This is a genomic window from Pseudomonas sp. BF-R-26 (assembly GCF_019947395.1).
GTDB classification, from domain to species: domain Bacteria; phylum Pseudomonadota; class Gammaproteobacteria; order Pseudomonadales; family Pseudomonadaceae; genus Aquipseudomonas; species Aquipseudomonas farris.
Window position 1 is genome coordinate 227,372 of sequence record NZ_JAGYGK010000008.1, and the last position, 18,767, is coordinate 246,138.

The following is an 18,767-nucleotide window of genomic DNA, read 5'->3' on the forward strand; positions in this document are numbered from 1 at the left end:
AGTCCGGACCCTCTACCTGAGACTCCAGCATAGCGTGGCAGTGCCATGCCGATGACGAGCGGAACTTACTTCGCGCTCAACGCCTTCTTCGCCCTGGCTGCCGCCTGCTCCTGACCTGACTGGGCAAGATCGCTCGCCGCTTTCAGCCAGCGCTGCTGATCAACATTGGCCGGAATCTGGTCCGGCTTCTGGATCAATACGGCCCAGCCACCGGCATTCTCGAACGCCGAGTCAAAGGCGCTGAACCCCATCAGCAACCGACGATCCATCCCGGCGCGCAGCAGCACGGTCTGCTTCTGACGGTTGTAACCGGCGAGAATGGCGTATCGGGGCTCTGCCCAAAACGCCGAGCCTTCGGTGAAGCGCACCATTACCGGATAACCGGCCGCAACCTGGGCCAGCAGCGCTGGCAAATGGCTGTCGAGGGGATAGACCACCATCCCGTACTCGCGCGCGAGGTCCTGCATGTTCTGCTGCAAGCGGTCTTCGGCACCCGGCAAATGCAGAGGTTTGTCGAGTAAGCCCGGGGTTATCACGATGCCTTGCTGGGACAGCAGGCTGGCCAGAACCTGAGGCCCGCTTTGATAACTTTGCCCACGGTAGAACGTACCGCTGAGTTCGACCCGCTCAGGAAGACGCTTGATCTCAGGCGCCACGCTCCCCGCACAACCAGCCAGACCGGCAACGCAGCCAACGATCAATACCAAAGATCGAATTCGAGAAAATACCCGCACCATCATCACTCTCTTGTTCAGACGCCAGGTATTCACACTCCCGGCTTGGCCGTCGATCATAGGATGCCGCGCGGCAGCGGTATAGCCTTAACCGGCAGTTGATTACATTCGATAGAGCGAACTGGTTGGTGACAGGCGACCTTTGGTCAATAGTCTGAAATACAGCAGCGGCTAAACTGTCATTTACCAAGGAAGAGTGTGTGCCCGAGGCAGGGCAAAGAGGAGGCACTGATGAGCCTGACAATGACCATTGTAATGTTGATTTCCGGCTGGCTGGCCGTGGCCGCCGCCATGCTGTGGGGCGTTTTACGTATTACCCGCCGGCACCATCATCACCCGGTTCAATCGGCGCCTGTGGCGAAAACCGATCAGCCGGCTGCCCACCCCGCCACCGCGCACTGACCGGCGCTTTTCAGTCGTCCAAACAAAAACGGCCGCCTGGACTCTTTCGAGTTCAGGCGGCCGTTTCGTTTAACGAAGGTTAAGCTTCAGCGGCAATGCGCTTCTGCCTGGCCCGACGCGACAGCATGTTCAAGCCTTCGATCGTGGCCGAGAACGCCATGGCCGCGTAGACGTAGCCTTTCGGTACGTGGGCGCCAAAACCTTCGGCGATCAGCGTCATGCCGATCATGATCAGGAAGCCCAGCGCCAACATCACCACCGTCGGGTTGTCGTTGATGAACTTGGCCAGAGGGTCAGCTGCCAACAACATCACCAGTACCGACACTACCACCGCAATGATCATGATCGGCAAATGCTCGGTCATGCCGACAGCGGTAATGATGCTGTCGATGGAGAACACCATGTCCAGCAGCAGGATCTGACCGATCGCAGCGGCAAAACCCAGGGTCACAGTCGAGGTGGCCGACGTCGGATCATCCGGCGCCGGATCCATGCTGTGATGGATCTCGGTGGTCGCCTTCCACAACAGGAACAGGCCACCCGCGATCAGGATCATGTCCTTCCAGGAGAACGCGTGGCCGAGAATCTCGATCACAGGCTCCGTCAGCTGGACGATGAAAGCGATGGTGCTCAACAGTGCCAGGCGCAGGATCAACGCCATGCCGATACCGATGCGCCGCGCCTTCTGGCGATGCTGTTCGGGCAGTTTGTTGGTGAGGATCGAGATGAAGATCAGGTTATCGATGCCGAGCACGATCTCCATCACCACCAGCGTGGCCAAGGCGACCCAGGCAGTGGGGCTTGCAGCAAGTTCTAAAAGGTATTCCATGGGTCAGTCCTGACTCGTTGTAGACGGTTTAGATTTCCTGGGACGAAGATTCGGATTTGTCCGTCTCTTTGGCCGGTTGTTCTTTCTTGGTGATCAAACCGCCCGTGGCATCGCTGAGCGCTTGCTCGGCCGCTTTGTGGGTATCGTCAATTGCCTGCTTAGCGGTTTCGGCAGCCTTGCCCATCAATTGCTGAGCGCTTTTCTCGGCCTGGTCGCAACCGGCCAACACCAGTAAAGACGTGATCAGCAGTGCCGTGGTTTTAAGCTTCATGATGCTTCCCTCAAATAGAACAGACAGAACCGGAAAGGCGATCCGTCGATAGCGAGGCATTCTAAGGAAGCAAACACTTCAGGAAAATTCGTATTTTTAGCGGCTATACTTCGGTTTTAACGAATCCATATCTTCATCTGCAGCTCCTGCCCCGGAATATAAATAGATGCTTAATTATCGACAGCTGCATTACTTCTGGGTGGTGGCCAAGACCGGCAGCATCGTGCGCGCCTGCGAGCAACTGAACCTGACGCCACAGACCATCAGCGGGCAGATTTCCCTGCTCGAGCAAACCTATGGCATCGAGTTGTTTCGTCGGGTCGGCCGGCAGCTGGAACTCACCGAAGCCGGGCGTCAGACCCTGCCCTACGCCGAGCAGATGTTCCAACTCGGTGGCGAGCTGGAATTGATGCTGCGGGCGCAGCCCAATGAGCAACAGATTCTGTTTCGGGTGGGCGTCGCCGACGTAGTGCCCAAATCCATCGTCTATCGCCTGATCGCGCCGACCATGGAGTTGAGCGAGCCCCTGCGTATCACCTGTCGCGAAGACAAACTGGAACGTTTGCTTGCCGACCTGGCGATTCAGCGCCTGGATCTAGTGATTTCCGACAGCCCGATGCCCTCGCATCTGGACATCAAGGGCTACAGCCAGAAACTCGGTGAATGCGGCATCAGCTTCTTCGCCACAGCCGAACTGGCGGCGCGATATGGCCAGGACTTCCCCCGCAGCCTGCACGGCGCCCCGCTGCTGATTCCCGGGCCGGAAACCGTGGTGCGCAGTCGCTTGCAACGCTGGTTTGCCGAACAGCAGATCCAGCCACAGATCGTCGGCGAGTTCGACGACAGCGCCTTGATGCAGGCTTTCGGCCAATCCGGCAGCGGGATATTCATCGGCCCGAGCGTGATTGCCGACGAAGTGAGACGCCAATGCGGCGTGGAGTTGATTGGCCAGACCGACGCGGTGCGCGAGTCGTTCTACGCCATCTCTGTGGAGCGCAAGGTCAAGCACCCCGGCATTGTCGCCATTACCGAAGGTGCTCGCCGCGAGCTGTTTACCGCGATGTGAGGTGTCAGGCGCAGATTTCGCGAGGTTTAAAGGTCATCAGCGCCATCGCCAACAGGATCGAGACAAGGATAAAACCGGCTGCCGCAAAACCCAGGCCGCCTAAGCCAACACTGTCGATCACCCGCCCACCGACCATCGCGCCCAGACCGATGCCGAGATTGGCCCCGGCGATGTTCAGCGATGCAGCAAAGGCCGGTGCCTCAGGCGCAGCCTTCATCAGACGCACGTGGCTGACCAGGAACAGCGCGGCCTGAGTCACGCCCCAAATCCCCATCGCTGCCGCCAGACCGAGGGGCGAATGAATGTTCGGCACCAAGGCCACCATGCCGGCGATCATGAAGGCACAGAACGTTACTGAAGCAATTAGCGGATGCCGATCCACCGCGCGACCTCCCAACGAATTGCCGATCAAGCCGACCGCACCGAAACCCATCAGGCACCAGCCGACCATCGTGCCGTTGAAACCGGCCAGCCGCTCAAGAATGTCTGCCAGGTAGGTGTAAGCGGTGAACATGCCGCTGAACACCAGGATCGATAACAGCACATGCCCCAGCATCAATGGGCTACGCAGGATTCTGAACTGCGAACGGAAGCTCACTTGATGTTGGTGCAGGTTGGTTTTCGGCAGGTAGATAAACAGCAGCAACGCCTTGGCAAACGCGATCACCGCCAGAATGCCAAAGGCACTGCGCCAGCCGAACGCATCGGAAATCAGCGTACCCACCGGAATACCGAACACCGTGGCGCAGACAATGCCGAAACCAATCTTGGAGATGGCCCGCCCGGCATAGTCCGGCCCGACGATGTCCACTGCGGTTTCACTGGCCAACGCCCAGAACACCGGCAACCCCAGCGCCGGAATCAATCGCGCAATGGCCATCACCCCGATGTTCGGCGCCAGCGCCGCCAGCGTGTTGGCCAGGCCGAACATGATCAGCACGCTGATAAACAGTTTGCGCCGTTCAAACCTTGCAAAGTATGCGGTCAGGAACGGTCCGAACGTGGCCACGGTAAAGGCGAACAGGGTCACCAGCAAACCCGCTTGAGGGATGCTGACGTCCAGATCACGGGCGATTGCCGGCAACAGGCCGACGATGATGAACTCCGTGGTCAGCACCGTAAAACCGGCGGCGGACAACAGAAGAATGGGCAACAGCATGCAGAACTCCAGGAAAACGACGACACCAGCGACAGCCCGAAGGCTCACTGGCAGAACTTGAAAATGAGGATGGCGAAGCTTAACAGAGTGTTTCCGGACAAGGTTGCACGAACCTGCAAATCGCGTTGAGCAATCGGGTGGCAGATCGTCACAGGTCTGAAGGATCACGGCTACGCTGTGATAAAGTCCGCGGCCTGCGGTACTTACACTTTGCTCATCGGCCATTGTTGGCATTGATGCAGCGACCCTTCGGTTCCCTCCATGTGGCCTGCCCGGCTTTTTGCTGCATGAGCAGAACCCTGCACCCTAATAAAATCAGAGATGCCGTTATGACCGCTTCATCCCCTTCTCTCTTGCAACGCCTGAAACGCAGCAGCCTGGTCACGCAAATCATCATCGGCCTGATCGCCGGGATTGCCTTGGCGCTGTTCGCGCCTGAGTTGGCCAAGTCCACTGCCTTTATTGGCAAAGTGTTCGTCTCAGCGCTCAAGGCTGTCGCGCCGATTCTGGTGTTCGTGCTGGTCATGGCCTCGATTGCCAACCATAAGCACGGCCAGGAAACCCATATCCGGCCGATTCTGTTTCTGTATCTGCTGGGCACCTTCGCGGCAGCCGTGGTGGCGGTGGTCGCCAGTACGCTGTTTCCGTCGAGTCTGGTGTTGGCTACCCAAGATGTTGCGGTGACCGCACCGGGCGGCATCAGTGAAGTGCTGCAAAGCCTGGCGCTGAGCGTGGTCGATAACCCGGTCAGCGCGCTGATGAACGCTAACTTCATCGGCATTCTCGCTTGGGCGATCGGCATGGGTATTGCGATTCGCCATGCGGGTGCAACCACCCGTGAGGTACTGGGCGATTTGTCCAATGGCGTGACGGTTATCGTACGGGTGGTGATTCGCTTTGCGCCGCTGGGGATCTTCGGTCTGGTGGCCTCGACCCTCGCCACCTCCGGTTTCGGTGCCTTGATCGGTTACATGCATCTGCTGGCCGTGTTGCTGGGCTGCATGCTGTTCGTGGCGCTGGTGATGAACCCGGCCATTGTGTTCTGGAAGCTGCGTCGCAACCCGTATCCGCTGGTATTCACTTGCCTGCGTGAGAGCGGCATCACTGCCTTCTTCACTCGCAGTTCGGCGGCGAACATTCCGGTCAACCTGGAGTTGAGCAAGCGCCTGGGCCTGCACGAAGATACCTATTCGGTGTCGATCCCGCTCGGCGCCACCATCAACATGGCCGGCGCAGCGATCACCATCACCGTGCTGACCCTGGCTGCAGTGCACACCCTGGGCATCGCCGTGGATATTCCAACGGCCATCCTGCTCAGCATCGTCGCGGCAATCTGTGCCTGTGGCGCCTCGGGCGTGGCCGGCGGTTCGCTGTTGCTGATTCCACTGGCGTGCAGCCTGTTCGGCATCCCGAGCGAAATCGCCATGCAAGTGGTAGCGGTCGGTTTCATCATCGGTGTGTTGCAGGACTCGGCGGAAACCGCGCTGAACTCTTCCACCGACGTGCTGTTCACCGCAGCGGCGTGCCAGGGTGAGGAACAGAAGACCCAGAAAGCCCGGGAAGCCCAGCGTTTGGCATAAAAAGATCAAAAGATCGCCGCAGCAACGCATGTAAAAAAGCCCGCCAAGGCTTACACCTTGGCGGGCTTTTTTGTACCTGGGCGGTTTAGAACGCGCCCATGTAATCGCGCTTGCCCACTTCCACACCGTTGTGACGCAACAGTGCGTAAGCGGTGGTGATATGGAAGAAGAACTGTGGCAGACCATAGCTCAGCAGGTAAGCCTGGCCAGTGAAGCGCTTCTCTTTAGGCGTGCCTGGACGGGTAACGATCTCGATGCCTTCCTTGCCGTCGATCTGCTCAGGCTTGATCTCGCCAATGAAGGCCAGGACCTTGGCAATCAACGCTTGCAGTTCGGCGAAGGTGGTTTCGGTGTCGTCATATTTCGGCAGTTCGACTTCAGCCAGACGCGCCGAAACGCCTTTGGCGAAATCAACGGCGATCTGCACCTGACGCACCAGAGGGAACATGTCCGGGTACAGACGGGCTTGCAGGAACGCGTTCGGATCAATGTTTTTCGCGGTAGCGTGGGCTTCGGCCTTGCTCAGGTTGTTGCTCAGGGCATTGAGCATTTGCTGGAAAACTGGAACGGAAGCGGCGTACAGGGAAATAGTCATGATGGTCTCGTGTGGTGACAGGAGTAAAAACGTGGAGCGATTATAGCCATGCCCGACCGCCCTGCGGCTTGTCTTTTATCCTGCAAGGATTAGGCTAGGCGGCTTCGACTGCATGCTTCGACTGCATAGGGAAAAGCGCGATGAGCACTGAGCAAGAAACGACCTCCGACGAACCGCGGCTCAACAGCACGGAAATCCGCATTCTGGGCTCGTTGATCGAGAAACAGGCCACCAGCCCGGAAACCTATCCGCTGACGCTTAATGCGCTGGTGATTGCCTGCAACCAGAAAACCAGCCGCGAACCGGTGATGAACCTCAGCCAGGGACAAGTCGGCCAGAGCTTGCGCGCACTGGAAGGTCGCGGTTTTACCAGACTGGTGATGGGCAGCCGTGCCGACCGTTGGGAGCATCGGGTCGACAAGGCGCTGGAACTGGTGCCGGCCCAGGTGATTCTGACGGGGCTGCTGTTCCTGCGCGGCCCGCAGACGGTCAATGAGCTGCTGACCCGCAGCGGCCGCATGCATGACTTCGAAGATGCCGAACAGGTGGTGCACCAGCTGGAACGCTTGATCGCCAGAGGTCTGGCGCTGTTGATCCCGCGTCAGGCCGGCCAGCGCGAAGACCGTTACATGCATGCACTGGGTGATCCGGCGGATATCGAAGCAATCCTGGCTGCCCGGCAGAACCCGGCGGAGCGTGGCACCAGTGGCGGTGTATCGGTTGAACGAATCGAAGAGCTTGAAGCGCGGATTGCGGCGCTGGAAGAGCGCTTGGCACGCCTCGAATAATCACTGAGGTCCTTGTGGTGAGGGAGCTTGCTCCCGCTGGGTCGCGAAGCGGCCCCAAACCTGTCAACGCATTACGTCTGGCTCACCGGGTTTGCCTGCTTTGCGCCTGCTTCGCAGCCGAACGGGAGCAAGCCCCCTCGCCACAGGGTCCGCGCTCACTCTGAGTTGCTACTCACCGTCCCAATAATCCACGCCATCGGCCTGCCTGGCGACGGCGACGAAGCCCGAAGCATTGCCTTGGGCATCGACCTTGAAGTCATCCATCACCACGTATTTGCCGGAATCCGGGTATTCGCAAATGTCCGGCGATTGCTGGCTGCTGACTGCCAGATAGCGCAATTCGCCGTTGCTGGTGTTGATAATCTGGTGCGCGGCTTCAGGACCGCCCGCCGGGCAGGCGATCACGTCACCGGCGCGGATCGGAAAGCGTTCGGCGCCAAGGCGAACCTCCCCTTCTCCGGCGACGATGTAGAACATCTCTTCATTGACCCGATGGTTATGAAAAGGACTGCCACGCATGCCCGGCTCCAGGGCATACAACCGATAACCCAGCTTTTGCGCGCCCAGTTGCTGGCCGATGCGGGCAAAGCGTTGTTGATAGCGGCCGGCAGCGTCTCCGGTGGGAGCAAACTCTTCGGGCAGCGGTAAAAGTTCGGCCTGATCCAGGTTGAGAATGGCGGGACGCATGAAAACCTCGGTCACGGTGGCTGGAGAGCAAGTCTGCGCTTGCTGGTGGCCAGTATAGGCGGGGGATATTCGCGGGCAAGTGAATGAGGAGGGCCAGGAAACCGGGTCGCGGCAATCGCGAGCACGCTCGCTCCCACAAGGTCAGCGCTGAACCTGTGGGAGCGGGCTTGCCCGCGAAGGGGCCAGTACATTCAATAGAAAATCGGAATGATTAGCCCCGGGCAAACGCCACGGCTTTCTGGAATTGCTCATCAGTCGGCCGCACGCCGGTGTACAACACGAACTGTTCCAGCGCCTGGATCGCAATCACTTCCAGCCCGGTGATCACCCGCTTGCCTTCGGCACGACCGCGCACGATCAGCGGTGTTTCCGAGGGGATCGCCACCACATCGAAGACAGTTTCGGCCGCAGCGATAGCGTCAGGCTCGAACGCCAGTTGATCGGCCTCCGGCCCGCCGGTCATGCCGATGGGCGTGACGTTGATCAGCATCTGCGGGCGCTGGCCCCCTAGTTCCGCCTGCCATGAGTAACCCAACGATTCAGCCAAAGCACGCCCGGCGCGCTCGTTCCGGGCCACGATCAGGCCGTTTTTGTAACCACCATCGCGCAAGGCACTGGCCACAGCCTTGGCCATGCCGCCACTGCCGCGCAGGGCAAAGGTCGAATCCTTGGGAACCTGATGGGTTTCAAGCAACTGGGCAATGGCGATGTAATCGGTGTTGTAGGCCTTGAGGTGACCGTTGGTGTTGACGATAGTGTTGATCGATTGAATAGCCTCAGCCGATGCATCCAGCTCATCGACCAACGCGATACAAGCTTCCTTGAATGGCATCGACACCCCGCAACCCCGAATGCCCAAGGCGCGGATGCCGCCAACGGCGCCCGGCAAGTCCTGACTGCTGAAAGCCTTGTAGTAAAAATTCAGGCCCAGTTGTTCGTACAGATGGTTATGAAACCGCAGGCCGAAATTGCCGGGGCGCCCCGAGAGCGACATGCACAGTTGAGTGTCTCTGTTGGGGTTCATCTGCATTCGAATCTCCTTCAATAGCACTTTCAGATGGACGGGATTAACCATTCCACTGGATTGTGGTCGATCATAAAGGTCTGGCTGTACTTGGCACACAGCACCGTAAAGAAGCCGGTACAGACCTTACACAAAATTTACCCAACGGCTGTGCTGATTTTCAAAAAAACGCTGTCTTAGAAGTATCCCCGCGACAACTTGTGTCTATTGCAGACGCGAGCGCCGGGTCGAAGAACCGAGGACTTATCATGATCCGTAAAATCCCCACAGTAGCCTTGCTGATCGGTGCTCTTGCTATCGCAGGGCAGGCAGAAGCAGGTGGTCGTGGTCATGGCGGCTGGGAAGGTCCGGCTGTGTTTGGTGCGATCGTCGGCTCGGCAATCATCGGCTCAGCAATAATCGGCCGCGACCGTCCAGTGTATGTGGAGCAACCGGTCTACGTTCAGCCACAACCGGTGTACGTGCAACCACCACCTGTTTATTACCAACCGGCACCGGTCTACGTTCAACAACCGATGTACTACCGCCCGGCACCGATCTATTACGGTCCGCCACGCGGTTATGGTCCTCCACGCGGCTATTACGGCCCTCCTCATGGTTATTATCGTGGCGACCGTTGGTAACACGCTCATCAGGCCCCGCTTTAGAAGCGGGGCCTTTTTTGTGACCACTGGCAGGACGAAGTCTGAATAAATCTCGTCAAGGTCGCTGTCGGGACAGTACCGGCAGGTAAAGTTGGTCATATTTATGTCATGTCCGATCCGCAAGCTTGGATCTGTCCGTAAACAACAGGTTGATAAAAACAAGGACGACCTTCATGCCCACACAAAACCCGCATCGCATTGTCGGCTTGTGCACTTCCGACAAGGTGTATAACGCACTGACCGAACTCAAACACCTGGAAGGCCATCGCAGCGCAAAATTCCTCTCGCTGCTGGCAGAAAACCTGGTGCGCAAAGGCCTGCTCAATGAGCAGGAAGTGGTGCATATGCTCGATCTAGTGGTGGATTGACCGCAGAACTCATTGGCATCAATGACGACTATCGAAAGCGTTGATTGTCCGTTCAAGCGTCCGATCCGTAAGGTAGCTCCATAGATTAATGGAGGTACTTATGGCCCAGGTTCAGATCATGTCCGTTATTGGCAGCGCCGTTCCCGCACAACTCAGAGCGCGAGGGTTGCTAGCCTGTTGGTATCTGGTGCAGGACGGCGAACCGATCAGCGGCCCGCTCACCTCGCTTCCCGCCGCCCAAGCCTTGTCACAACGTATCGACTCAGGCCAGCTCAGCGCTTAAGGCAGCTGAACCTTGGGCTTGGAATCGATGAAAATCGCCCAGCTCGACACGAACAACGCGGCGATCAACGGCCCGATGACAAAACCGTTCAGGCCAAAAAGCGCCAGGCCGCCCAGGGTCGAGATGAGGATCAAGTAGTCCGGCATTTTGGTGTCCTTGCCCACCAGGATCGGTCGCAGGACGTTGTCCACCAAGCCGATCACGAACACACCGAACAAGGTCAGCACCGTGGCCTGCCAGATCGCACCGCTGAACAGGAAATACGCCGCCACCGGTATCCAGACGATACCCGCCCCCACCGCTGGCAACAGCGACAGAAACGCCATCAACACCGCCCAGAGCAGCACGCTCGGGATGTCCAGAAACCAGAAAATAAAACCACCCAATACCCCTTGAGTGATTGCCACCAGCAGGTTGCCTTTCACCGTGGCCCGCACCACGCGATTGAACTTCAGTTGCAAGCGACGTTTCTGGTTATCTTCCAGCGGTATCGCCGCACGTACTTTGCGCGCCAGTTCGGACCCGTCCCGCAGGAAGAAAAACAGCAGGTACAGCATGACGAAAAAGCTCACCACGAATTCGAACGTCCCCTGACCAAAACTGAATGCCTGGGTCGCGACAAACTGGCTGCCTTGCATCGTGCTCTTGATGATTTTTTCCCGTAGCCCGCTCAGCTCGCCCATGCCGAAACGATCGAGCAAGTTCTGAACGTACGGCGGCAGGCTTTGCTTGAACTGCGACACATACCCGGCAATATCCAGTTCGCCACTTTCGATTCGGTTGTACAGCGCCGCGCCTTCCTGAACCAGCAAGGTACTGATGGTGATCACCGGCAGAATCGCGATCAGCACACAGAGACACAAGGTGAACAGGGCCGTCAGGTTGCGTGGCCAGCCGAACCTCTGTTGCAACTTATGCTGCAAGGGCGAAAACAGAATGCCTAGGATGACCGCCCAAAACACCGCGCCATAGAGCGGCAGCAGAATCCAGACGAAGGCAATGCTCACCACGGTCAGCAAGACCATCAACGATGTGTTTTGCAGCTTCGTTTCGTTCATGTCCGATCCATGTCAGTGCGCAGGGGCGCCGTTTGCGCGTCCTGATATTTAGTCCGCCACGGCTCGCGCGAGTGCCATCCGTTTATTCATCAAGCATAGATCCAGATCAATAAACCCCGCGGGTAAGTGGATTACCTTCGCCAGCTTTTGCGATCGACACTGCCATGACCTGCGCCATGACGCTTATCCCCCCGGAACTGCTCGCCCCTGCCGGCACCCTGAAAAACATGCGTTATGCCTTCGCCTATGGCGCCGACGCGGTATACGCCGGCCAGCCGCGCTACAGCCTGCGGGTGCGCAACAACGAATTCGATCACGCCAACCTCGCGCTCGGCATCGCCGAGGCCCAGGCTCAGGGCAAGCGCTTCTATGTGGTGGTGAACATCGCCCCGCACAACGCCAAGCTCAAAACGTTCTTGAAGGACCTGGAACCGGTGATCACCATGGCGCCGGACGCGCTGATCATGTCCGACCCGGGCCTGATCATGCTGGTGCGCCGGCACTTCCCGCAGATGCCGATCCACCTCTCAGTGCAGGCCAACACGGTGAACTGGGCCAGCGTCGAGTTCTGGCAGCAACAGGGCTTGAGCCGGATCATTCTGTCCCGCGAACTGTCGCTGGAAGAGATCGCAGAAATCCGCCAGCACGTCCCGGCGATGGAGCTGGAAGTGTTCGTCCACGGCGCGTTATGCATGGCCTATTCCGGGCGCTGCCTGTTGTCGGGCTACATGAACAAGCGCGACGCCAATCAGGGCAGCTGCACCAACGCCTGTCGCTGGAAATACTCGGCGACGCCGGCCAGCGAAAATCAGCTCGGCGAAATCGTTCAACAGTTCCGACCCGAACCGACGCTGGGCATCGGTGCGCCGACCGATCAAGTATTCCTGCTGCAAGAAGCCAATCGCCCTGACGAACTGATGCCGGCGTTCGAGGATGAACATGGCACGTACATCATGAACGCCAAGGACCTGCGCGCCGTCCAGCACGTCGAGCGTCTGACGCATATGGGCGTGCATTCATTGAAGATCGAAGGCCGGACCAAATCGCACTTCTATTGCGCGCGCACCACCCAGGTGTATCGCCGCGCGATCGATGATGCGGTGGCTGGCCGGGCATTTGATCGCAGCTTGATGACCGATCTGGAATCCCTGGCCCAGCGCGGCTACACCGAAGGTTTTCTGCGTCGGCATGTGCATGACGAATACCAGAATTATAAGAACGGCAGCTCGGTTTCAGAGCGTCAGCAGTTTGTTGGCGAGTTGACCGGCGAACGCCGGGATCAGCTGGCCGAGGTGCGGGTGAAGAATCGCTTTGGTCTGGGCGATCACCTGGAACTGATGACGCCCCAGGGCAACTTCCACTTCGATTTGCATCAGCTGCAGAACGTCAAAGGCGAGGCAATTGAAGTGGCGCCGGGGGATGGGCATACGGTGTATTTGCCGATACCGGATGCGGTGGATTTGCAGTTTGGGTTGTTGATGCGGGATGTGGGCGTGAGCTAAAAATCATCAAGGGCACGACACCGAACCTGTGGGAGCGAGCCTGCTCGCGATAGCGGCGTGTCAGTCACATTGACGTTGAATGTACCGGCGTCATCGCGAGCAGGCTCGCTCCCACATGGATTGCGCTCGACTGACTGGCATTGGCGCAATGCCTTGAGTAATCACACAAACTCCTCCCGCAACATCCCCACAAACGCCTCTCGCGCCGGATGAACCCCAGCGTTTTCATGCCAGTAAAACAGGTTGCCGACGTTGATGGTGATGGGTGCGGTGGTGGTGCTGGTCAGTGTGCTGGCGTTGAATCTGGAGCGGCGGTTTTTTGGGATTCAGGTGGCCAGTGTTTGATCGCTGATTGGTGTTGATGCGTCTGGCGCCTTCGCGGGCAAACCTCGCTCCCACAGGGGGCGGCGGTGCTTTTGTAGGAGCGAGGCTTGCCCGCGAAGGACGATGACGCGGTAAACCTGCAACCACAAAAAACCCGGCACATCGGCCGGGTTTCGTTTATCGCCTGTCGTCGGACAATGGCGTTTCTTCATCCGGCGCCGGAATGTCGTCATCCAGATCCGGGTCCCTCCAGTCTTCAGGACGATCAACGTCCGTATCGGCCGGGTCTCGCGAAGGGTCCATGCCGGGTGGTGCGTCGTGATCCATCGACGGATCGTCCCTATCGGGAATGGGTCTGACAGGGTCGTTATCGGAAATTCCACCTTGAAGGATCGGATCGTAAGCCATGACGCACCTCACTGATGAGGTCCAGCGAATCTGGGCCGTACAGGTTTGGAAACGAGCCTGCAAACGGGGTGCTATCGAGGAGACAAACGGCGGCTACCGATCAGCCGAAAAGCGGTCGCGGCTGTTGGTCAGGTGCAACCACATCGCCGCCCGCGCCGCATCCGGATCCTGGCGTTTGATGGCGTTGAGAATCGCCTCGTGTTCGAGGTTGGCGAGTTGCCCGAGCTTGCTCAAATCCGCCGACCCGCGCTCGGCGGCATTGACGCGGGTCCGGGGGATCATGGCGCTGCCCAGGTGTTGCATGATCTCGGTGAAGCACACGTTGCCGGTGGCTTCAGCGATCAGCAGATGGAAGCGTTTGTCCGCCTCGACGCAACTGTCGTTGTTGGCCAACAGGCTTTGATAGTCATCCAGCGCTTCACGCATCTGCGCCAACTGCTGGTCTGTGCGACGAACCGCTGCCAGCGCCGCCGCCTGGGTTTCCAGGCCCATGCGCAACTCCAGAATACTGCGCACGCCCAGCGCGGTATCGACATTCAGCCGCAGCCCCTGATCCGGTGCTCGCTCGAGAACAAAGGTGCCGATGCCGTGACGGGTTTCCACCAGCCCCGAAGCCTGCAACTTCGAGATTGCCTCGCGCACCACCGTACGACTGACGCCATGCTCCTGAACAATCGAGTTCTCCGACGGCAGCTTGTCCCCCGGCACCATCTGGCCGAGCAGGATGCTCTGGGTCAGTTTGCTCACCAGATCATGGGCCAGGTTGTGGGTACGCTTGCGGGCGGGTGCGTCGATGTCTTCTTGCATGGTGGTTATCCGTAAAGCGGGTATCCGGATCGTAGCACTGCGCTCGCTTCTCGGTGACAGGAATCTCAACAAAATGCCGCCAAACTTGTATGACAACACTCAATCATCATGCTGAAACAGACGATTTAAACTTATCGAATCCAGGCTCCTCGTTGCGATAAAGAGAAAATCACCGACTGAACAGATTCCAACAAAACCAAGTAAATACGCCACACAAAACCAAAAAAAGAATAAAAACCCGCCCACCTAACGCCATTTTGTTGAGAGACAGCCCTTGTCGGCCCGAAAAATCTAGTTGTATGATGTCTATCAACAACGCAACACCCAGCCACACCCCGCATAAAAATAACGAGTGGGAGAAAAAGAAGTGAATACATCCATACCCGGGATGAACGATGGCGCCGATTCGGTCCTGAAGTCCGCCATCTCGAAAGTGAAACGCCACGTCCTGCCGCTGTTCGTGATCATGTTCATCGTCAATTACATCGACCGTGTGAACATCGGCTTCGTCCGCGCCCATATGGAACATGACTTAGGGATTGGCGCTGCCGCCTACGGCCTCGGTGCCGGTCTGTTTTTTATTGGTTACGCGCTGTTCGAAGTACCCTCCAACATCCTCCTGCAAAAAGTCGGCGCGCGAATCTGGCTGACCCGCATCATGCTGACCTGGGGTCTGGTGGCCGCCTGCATGGCGTTCATCCAGAACGAAACCCACTTCTACATCCTGCGATTTCTACTGGGCGTGGCCGAAGCCGGTTTCTTCCCCGGGGTGATTTATTACTTCACTCGCTGGTTGCCCGGTGTCGAACGCGGCAAGGCGATTGCGATCTTCCTCAGCGGCTCGGCCATTGCGTCACTGATCTCCGGTCCGCTGTCCGGGTTGCTGCTGCAAATCAGCGGTTTTGGCATGCACGGCTGGCAGTGGATGTACTTCATTGAAGGGATGTTCTCGGTCGGCCTGTGCGTGTTCGTCTGGTTCTGGCTGGACTCCAAACCCCACGATGCCAAATGGCTGACCCGTCCCGAGCAGGACGCGCTGGTCAAAGCTATCGATGACGAACAACTGGCCCGCGAAGCCGCGACGCCGATCAAACCGTCGCTGGGCACGCTGCTCAAGGATCGTCAGATCATCCTGTTTTGCCTGATCTACTTCTTCATCCAGTTGACCATCTACGCCGCGACCTTCTGGCTGCCGAGCATCATCAAGAAGATGGGCGACCTGAGCGACATTCAGGTCGGGTTGTTCAACTCGATTCCGTGGTTGCTGTCGATCGTCGGCATGTATGCCTTCGCCACGTTGTCGGCCAAATGGAAACACCAGCAAGCCTGGGTCGCCGCTGCGCTGCTGATCGCTGCCGCCGGGATGTTCATGTCCACCACCGGCGGGCCGATCTTCGCCTTCGTCGCCATCTGCTTCGCCGCGCTGGGTTTCAAATCGGCATCGTCGCTGTTCTGGCCGATTCCCCAGGCGTATCTGGATGCGCGGATTGCTGCAGGCGTGATCGCACTGATCAACTCGGTGGGCAACCTCGGTGGCTTCGTTGCGCCGACCACCTTCGGTCTGTTGGAAGAACACACCGGGTCGATTCAGGGCGGGCTGTACGGCCTGGCCGCCACCTCGATCATCGCCGCGATCATCGTCTTCGCCGCGCGCAATAAACCGAAACCCGCACCTGTGGCTGCCTTGGGCAAACCTGCGCCCCGTCACGCCTGAACACTTGCTTTTTAAGGACATAAAAATGAACGCACAAGAAACCGCAAAAGCCCCGATCATCACCAGCATGCAGGTTGTGCCGGTGGCCGGCCACGATGGCATGCTGCTCAACCTGAGTGGCGCCCATGGCCCGTTTTTCACCCGCAACATCGTGATCCTCAAGGACAACGCCGGCCACACTGGCGTCGGTGAAGTGCCGGGTGGCGAGCGTATTCGCCAGACGCTGGAAGACGCGCGCGCACTGGTGGTCGGCAGCCCGATCGGCACTTACCAGAAGATCCTCAATCAAGTGCGTCAGACCTTTGCCGATCGCGATGCCGGCGGTCGCGGCCTGCAGACCTTCGACCTGCGCATCACCATTCACGCGGTCACCGGCCTGGAAGCCGCCCTGCTCGACTTGCTCGGTCAGCACCTGGATGTACCAGTCGCGGCCCTGCTCGGCGAAGGCCAGCAGCGCGATGAAGTGAAGATGCTCGGTTACCTGTTTTATGTCGGTGATCGCAACGAAACCGATCTGGCCTACCGCAGCGAACCGGACGCCGACAACGACTGGTTCCGTGTGCGTCACGAAAAAGCCATGAGCGCCGACGCCGTGGTGCGCCTGGCGGTCGCCGCCCACGCCCGTTATGGCTTCAAAGACTTCAAACTCAAGGGCGGCGTGTTGAGTGGCGACGAGGAAATCGAAGCGGTCACTGCCCTCGCCGAACGTTTTCCCGACGCGCGCATCACCCTTGATCCGAATGGCGCCTGGTCGCTGAAAGAAGCGATCCGCCTGTGTCGGGATCAGCATCACGTTCTCGCTTACGCCGAAGACCCGTGCGGTGCGGAAAACGGTTATTCGGGCCGCGAAGTCATGGCCGAGTTCCGTCGGGCCACGGGCCTGAAAACCGCGACCAACATGATCGCCACCGACTGGCGGGAAATGGGTCATGCGATCCAGTTGCAATCGGTGGACATTCCTTTGGCGGACCCTCACTTCTGGACCATGCAGGGCTCGGTTCGAGTCGCGCAGATGTGCCACGAATGGGGCCTGACCTGGGGCTCGCATTCCAACAACCACTTCGATATTTCACTGGCCATGTTCACCCATGTCGCAGCGGCTGCGCCGGGTGAAATCACCGCCATCGACACCCACTGGATCTGGCAGGACGGCCAACGCCTGACCAAAGCGCCGCTGCAAATCGTCGATGGCTGTGTGCAGGTGCCGAAAAAACCTGGCCTGGGGGTTGAGCTGGACATCGATCAACTGGCCAAGGCCCATGAGCTGTACAAAGGCATGGGTCTGGGTGCGCGGGACGACAGCGTGGCGATGCAGTTTCTGATTCCGGGGTGGAAGTTCGATAACAAGCGGCCGTGTCTGGTGCGGTAACCCTCCGAGGACACTACGCATCCCCATGTAGGAGCTGCCGAAGGCTGCGATCTTTTGATCTTGACGGCTGGCGAAGCTGAAATCGCTATAGATCAAGATCAAAAGATCGCAGCCTTCGGCAGCTCCTACGATTCATCATGTGCCACTTGTAGTAGCCAGTCCTTGAACGCGGTCATCGCCGACGTTTCAGGGCGCGACTGCAAGCGGGTCAGCCAGTAGCTGCCCGTGGTGATCCCGATGGCGAACGGTTGCTCGATTACGCCCGCAGCCAGTTGCCGGGAGAACATCAAGGGCGGCGCCAATGCTACGCCCGCCCCTTGCAACGCCGCTTCCATCATCGCCAGCGAGGAATCGAAGACGATGCTTCTCGGCGGTGCCGCATGGATTGAGAGCCCGGCTGCCTGAAACCACTCCGGCCACTCATCCGCGCGATAGGAGCGCAACAACGTTTGCTGCAACAGATCGGCCGGTGTGTGCAATTGTCGCGCAATCTCGGGAACGCAGAGCACCGACAGCGGCGCCTCGATCAACCGTACTGCTTCGATCCCATGCCACGCCCCCGCGCCAAATCGAATGGCGTAATCCAGGCCTTCAGCGGCCACGTCCACCCGGTTGTTGTTGGTCGACAGGCGCAAATCGATGAACGGATATTTCGTCTGAAAATCCGCCAGCCGCGGCAACAGCCAACCGACCGCAAACGTCCCCACCGCCCCCACCGTCAACACCTCGCGAAAATGCCCGCCCTCGAATCGCTCCAGGGTCTCGGCGATCCGGTCGAAGGATTCGCGCAACACCGGCAGCAGGGTTTCACCTTCGCTGGTCAGCATCAGGCCTCGGGGCAAGCGTTTGAACAAAGTCACGTTAAGCTGGGCTTCAAGGCTTTTGACCTGATGACTCACCGCCGCCTGCGTGACACACAACTCCACCGCCGCCCGTGTGAAACTCAAATGGCGTGCCGAAGCCTCGAAAGCGCGCAGCGCATTCAGCGGCAGATGAGGTCGAATCATACCCACTCCCAAAATTTTCTAATGGCTCATCCGAAATATCGTCGTTTGTCGGTCTTTGCCAAACTGCATAGATTTGGCTCGCCCAGCGACGGACCAGCTTGAAAAACCGCTCGAAGTGTAGCGGTTAACACCACAGAAACTCATGGAA

At 58.6% G+C, this 18,767-nt stretch carries 21 protein-coding genes and 2 pseudogenes; 11 read left to right on the forward strand and 12 right to left on the reverse strand.

From position 1 onward, the window contains the following. Nucleotides 1–65: 65 nt before the first annotated feature. A complete protein-coding gene (locus tag KGB18_RS14180) occupies nucleotides 66–794 on the reverse strand; it encodes a peptidase C39 family protein (protein ID WP_123720360.1) in 729 nt (242 codons plus the stop codon). Nucleotides 795–965: 171 nt separating this feature from the next. Here KGB18_RS14180 and KGB18_RS14185 point away from each other — a divergent pair, with 171 nt between their 5' ends. Beyond that, complete coding sequence (locus KGB18_RS14185) at nucleotides 966–1,136, forward strand: hypothetical protein (RefSeq protein WP_187326411.1); 171 nt, start codon at nucleotides 966–968, stop codon at nucleotides 1,134–1,136. A 79-nt stretch (nucleotides 1,137–1,215) separates the two neighbouring features. On the opposite strand, the gene KGB18_RS14190 is transcribed toward KGB18_RS14185, so the two are convergent. Together KGB18_RS14190 and KGB18_RS14195 are read right to left on the reverse strand one after the other, a co-directional pair. Further along, the gene (locus KGB18_RS14190; RefSeq protein ID WP_008011416.1) at nucleotides 1,216–1,965 is read right to left on the reverse strand and encodes a TerC family protein; all 750 of its coding nucleotides are present in this window, start codon (nucleotides 1,963–1,965) and stop codon (nucleotides 1,216–1,218) included. Nucleotides 1,966–1,993: 28 nt separating this feature from the next. Next, nucleotides 1,994–2,236, reverse strand: coding sequence for a hypothetical protein (locus tag KGB18_RS14195; protein ID WP_038982399.1), 243 nt, complete (start codon nucleotides 2,234–2,236; stop codon nucleotides 1,994–1,996). Between the two features lie 166 nt (nucleotides 2,237–2,402). On the opposite strand from KGB18_RS14195, the gene nhaR reads away from it, so the two are divergent. Next, nucleotides 2,403–3,302, forward strand: coding sequence for a transcriptional activator NhaR (nhaR, locus tag KGB18_RS14200; protein WP_123720361.1), 900 nt, complete (start codon nucleotides 2,403–2,405; stop codon nucleotides 3,300–3,302). Between the two features lie 4 nt (nucleotides 3,303–3,306). On the opposite strand, the gene KGB18_RS14205 is transcribed toward nhaR, so the two are convergent. Continuing rightward, nucleotides 3,307–4,461: an MFS transporter gene (locus KGB18_RS14205; RefSeq protein WP_223570123.1), complete on the reverse strand. Its 1,155-nt coding sequence runs from the start codon at nucleotides 4,459–4,461 to the stop codon at nucleotides 3,307–3,309. A 329-nt stretch (nucleotides 4,462–4,790) separates the two neighbouring features. Here KGB18_RS14205 and sstT point away from each other — a divergent pair, with 329 nt between their 5' ends. Next, complete coding sequence (gene sstT, locus KGB18_RS14210; RefSeq protein ID WP_052967279.1) at nucleotides 4,791–6,041, forward strand: serine/threonine transporter SstT; 1,251 nt, start codon at nucleotides 4,791–4,793, stop codon at nucleotides 6,039–6,041. Nucleotides 6,042–6,126: 85 nt separating this feature from the next. On the opposite strand, the gene KGB18_RS14215 is transcribed toward sstT, so the two are convergent. Continuing rightward, a complete protein-coding gene (locus KGB18_RS14215; RefSeq protein ID WP_030130806.1) occupies nucleotides 6,127–6,636 on the reverse strand; it encodes a DUF1993 family protein in 510 nt (169 codons plus the stop codon). 140 nt (nucleotides 6,637–6,776) lie between these two features. Here KGB18_RS14215 and KGB18_RS14220 point away from each other — a divergent pair, with 140 nt between their 5' ends. Further along, nucleotides 6,777–7,424: a YceH family protein gene (locus KGB18_RS14220; RefSeq protein ID WP_223570124.1), complete on the forward strand. Its 648-nt coding sequence runs from the start codon at nucleotides 6,777–6,779 to the stop codon at nucleotides 7,422–7,424. Between the two features lie 168 nt (nucleotides 7,425–7,592). On the opposite strand, the gene KGB18_RS14225 is transcribed toward KGB18_RS14220, so the two are convergent. Together KGB18_RS14225 and KGB18_RS14230 are read right to left on the reverse strand one after the other, a co-directional pair. After that, the gene (locus tag KGB18_RS14225) at nucleotides 7,593–8,111 is read right to left on the reverse strand and encodes a cupin domain-containing protein (RefSeq protein WP_123720364.1); all 519 of its coding nucleotides are present in this window, start codon (nucleotides 8,109–8,111) and stop codon (nucleotides 7,593–7,595) included. 211 nt (nucleotides 8,112–8,322) lie between these two features. After that, complete coding sequence (locus tag KGB18_RS14230; protein ID WP_223570125.1) at nucleotides 8,323–9,141, reverse strand: shikimate 5-dehydrogenase; 819 nt, start codon at nucleotides 9,139–9,141, stop codon at nucleotides 8,323–8,325. A 242-nt stretch (nucleotides 9,142–9,383) separates the two neighbouring features. On the opposite strand from KGB18_RS14230, the gene KGB18_RS14235 reads away from it, so the two are divergent. The 3 genes from KGB18_RS14235 to KGB18_RS14245 all read left to right on the forward strand — a co-directional run bounded on the left by KGB18_RS14235 (nucleotide 9,384) and on the right by KGB18_RS14245 (nucleotide 10,430). Further along, nucleotides 9,384–9,758: a hypothetical protein gene (locus KGB18_RS14235; RefSeq protein WP_052967274.1), complete on the forward strand. Its 375-nt coding sequence runs from the start codon at nucleotides 9,384–9,386 to the stop codon at nucleotides 9,756–9,758. Nucleotides 9,759–9,952: 194 nt separating this feature from the next. Further along, nucleotides 9,953–10,147, forward strand: a complete 195-nt coding sequence (locus tag KGB18_RS14240) for a hypothetical protein (RefSeq protein ID WP_008011397.1) — start codon at nucleotides 9,953–9,955, stop codon at nucleotides 10,145–10,147. 100 nt (nucleotides 10,148–10,247) lie between these two features. After that, nucleotides 10,248–10,430, forward strand: coding sequence for a hypothetical protein (locus KGB18_RS14245; RefSeq protein ID WP_007901757.1), 183 nt, complete (start codon nucleotides 10,248–10,250; stop codon nucleotides 10,428–10,430). On the opposite strand, the gene KGB18_RS14250 is transcribed toward KGB18_RS14245, so the two are convergent. Further along, a complete protein-coding gene (locus KGB18_RS14250; RefSeq protein ID WP_123720367.1) occupies nucleotides 10,427–11,488 on the reverse strand; it encodes an AI-2E family transporter in 1,062 nt (353 codons plus the stop codon). The genes KGB18_RS14245 and KGB18_RS14250 overlap by 4 nt on opposite strands. A gap of 176 nt (nucleotides 11,489–11,664) precedes the next feature. On the opposite strand from KGB18_RS14250, the gene yegQ reads away from it, so the two are divergent. Further along, complete coding sequence (yegQ, locus tag KGB18_RS14255; RefSeq protein ID WP_223570126.1) at nucleotides 11,665–12,990, forward strand: tRNA 5-hydroxyuridine modification protein YegQ; 1,326 nt, start codon at nucleotides 11,665–11,667, stop codon at nucleotides 12,988–12,990. Nucleotides 12,991–13,151: 161 nt separating this feature from the next. On the opposite strand, the pseudogene KGB18_RS14260 reads toward yegQ, so the two are convergent. Beyond that, nucleotides 13,152–13,241: pseudogene (locus tag KGB18_RS14260) on the reverse strand (LysR family transcriptional regulator); the annotation flags it as partial. Here KGB18_RS14260 and KGB18_RS30055 point away from each other — a divergent pair. Further along, nucleotides 13,237–13,335 (forward strand): annotated as a pseudogene (locus KGB18_RS30055) (EamA family transporter); the annotation flags it as partial. The pseudogenes KGB18_RS14260 and KGB18_RS30055 sit on opposite strands and share 5 nt — an antisense overlap. A 156-nt stretch (nucleotides 13,336–13,491) precedes the next feature. On the opposite strand, the gene KGB18_RS14265 reads toward KGB18_RS30055, so the two are convergent. Together KGB18_RS14265 and KGB18_RS14270 are read right to left on the reverse strand one after the other, a co-directional pair. Further along, nucleotides 13,492–13,722 (reverse strand): hypothetical protein, encoded by a 231-nt coding sequence (locus tag KGB18_RS14265; protein WP_123720369.1) that lies wholly within the window; start codon nucleotides 13,720–13,722, stop codon nucleotides 13,492–13,494. A 93-nt stretch (nucleotides 13,723–13,815) separates the two neighbouring features. Further along, a complete protein-coding gene (locus KGB18_RS14270; RefSeq protein ID WP_223570127.1) occupies nucleotides 13,816–14,529 on the reverse strand; it encodes a FadR/GntR family transcriptional regulator in 714 nt (237 codons plus the stop codon). 367 nt (nucleotides 14,530–14,896) lie between these two features. On the opposite strand from KGB18_RS14270, the gene KGB18_RS14275 reads away from it, so the two are divergent. Then, nucleotides 14,897–16,243, forward strand: coding sequence for an MFS transporter (locus KGB18_RS14275; RefSeq protein ID WP_123720370.1), 1,347 nt, complete (start codon nucleotides 14,897–14,899; stop codon nucleotides 16,241–16,243). Between the two features lie 25 nt (nucleotides 16,244–16,268). Beyond that, the gene (gudD, locus tag KGB18_RS14280) at nucleotides 16,269–17,612 is read left to right on the forward strand and encodes a glucarate dehydratase (protein WP_223570128.1); all 1,344 of its coding nucleotides are present in this window, start codon (nucleotides 16,269–16,271) and stop codon (nucleotides 17,610–17,612) included. Nucleotides 17,613–17,737: 125 nt separating this feature from the next. Here the strand turns inward: gudD and KGB18_RS14285 are convergent, their stop codons facing one another. Next, nucleotides 17,738–18,619, reverse strand: coding sequence for a LysR family transcriptional regulator (locus KGB18_RS14285; protein WP_223570129.1), 882 nt, complete (start codon nucleotides 18,617–18,619; stop codon nucleotides 17,738–17,740). Nucleotides 18,620–18,767 lie beyond the last annotated feature (148 nt).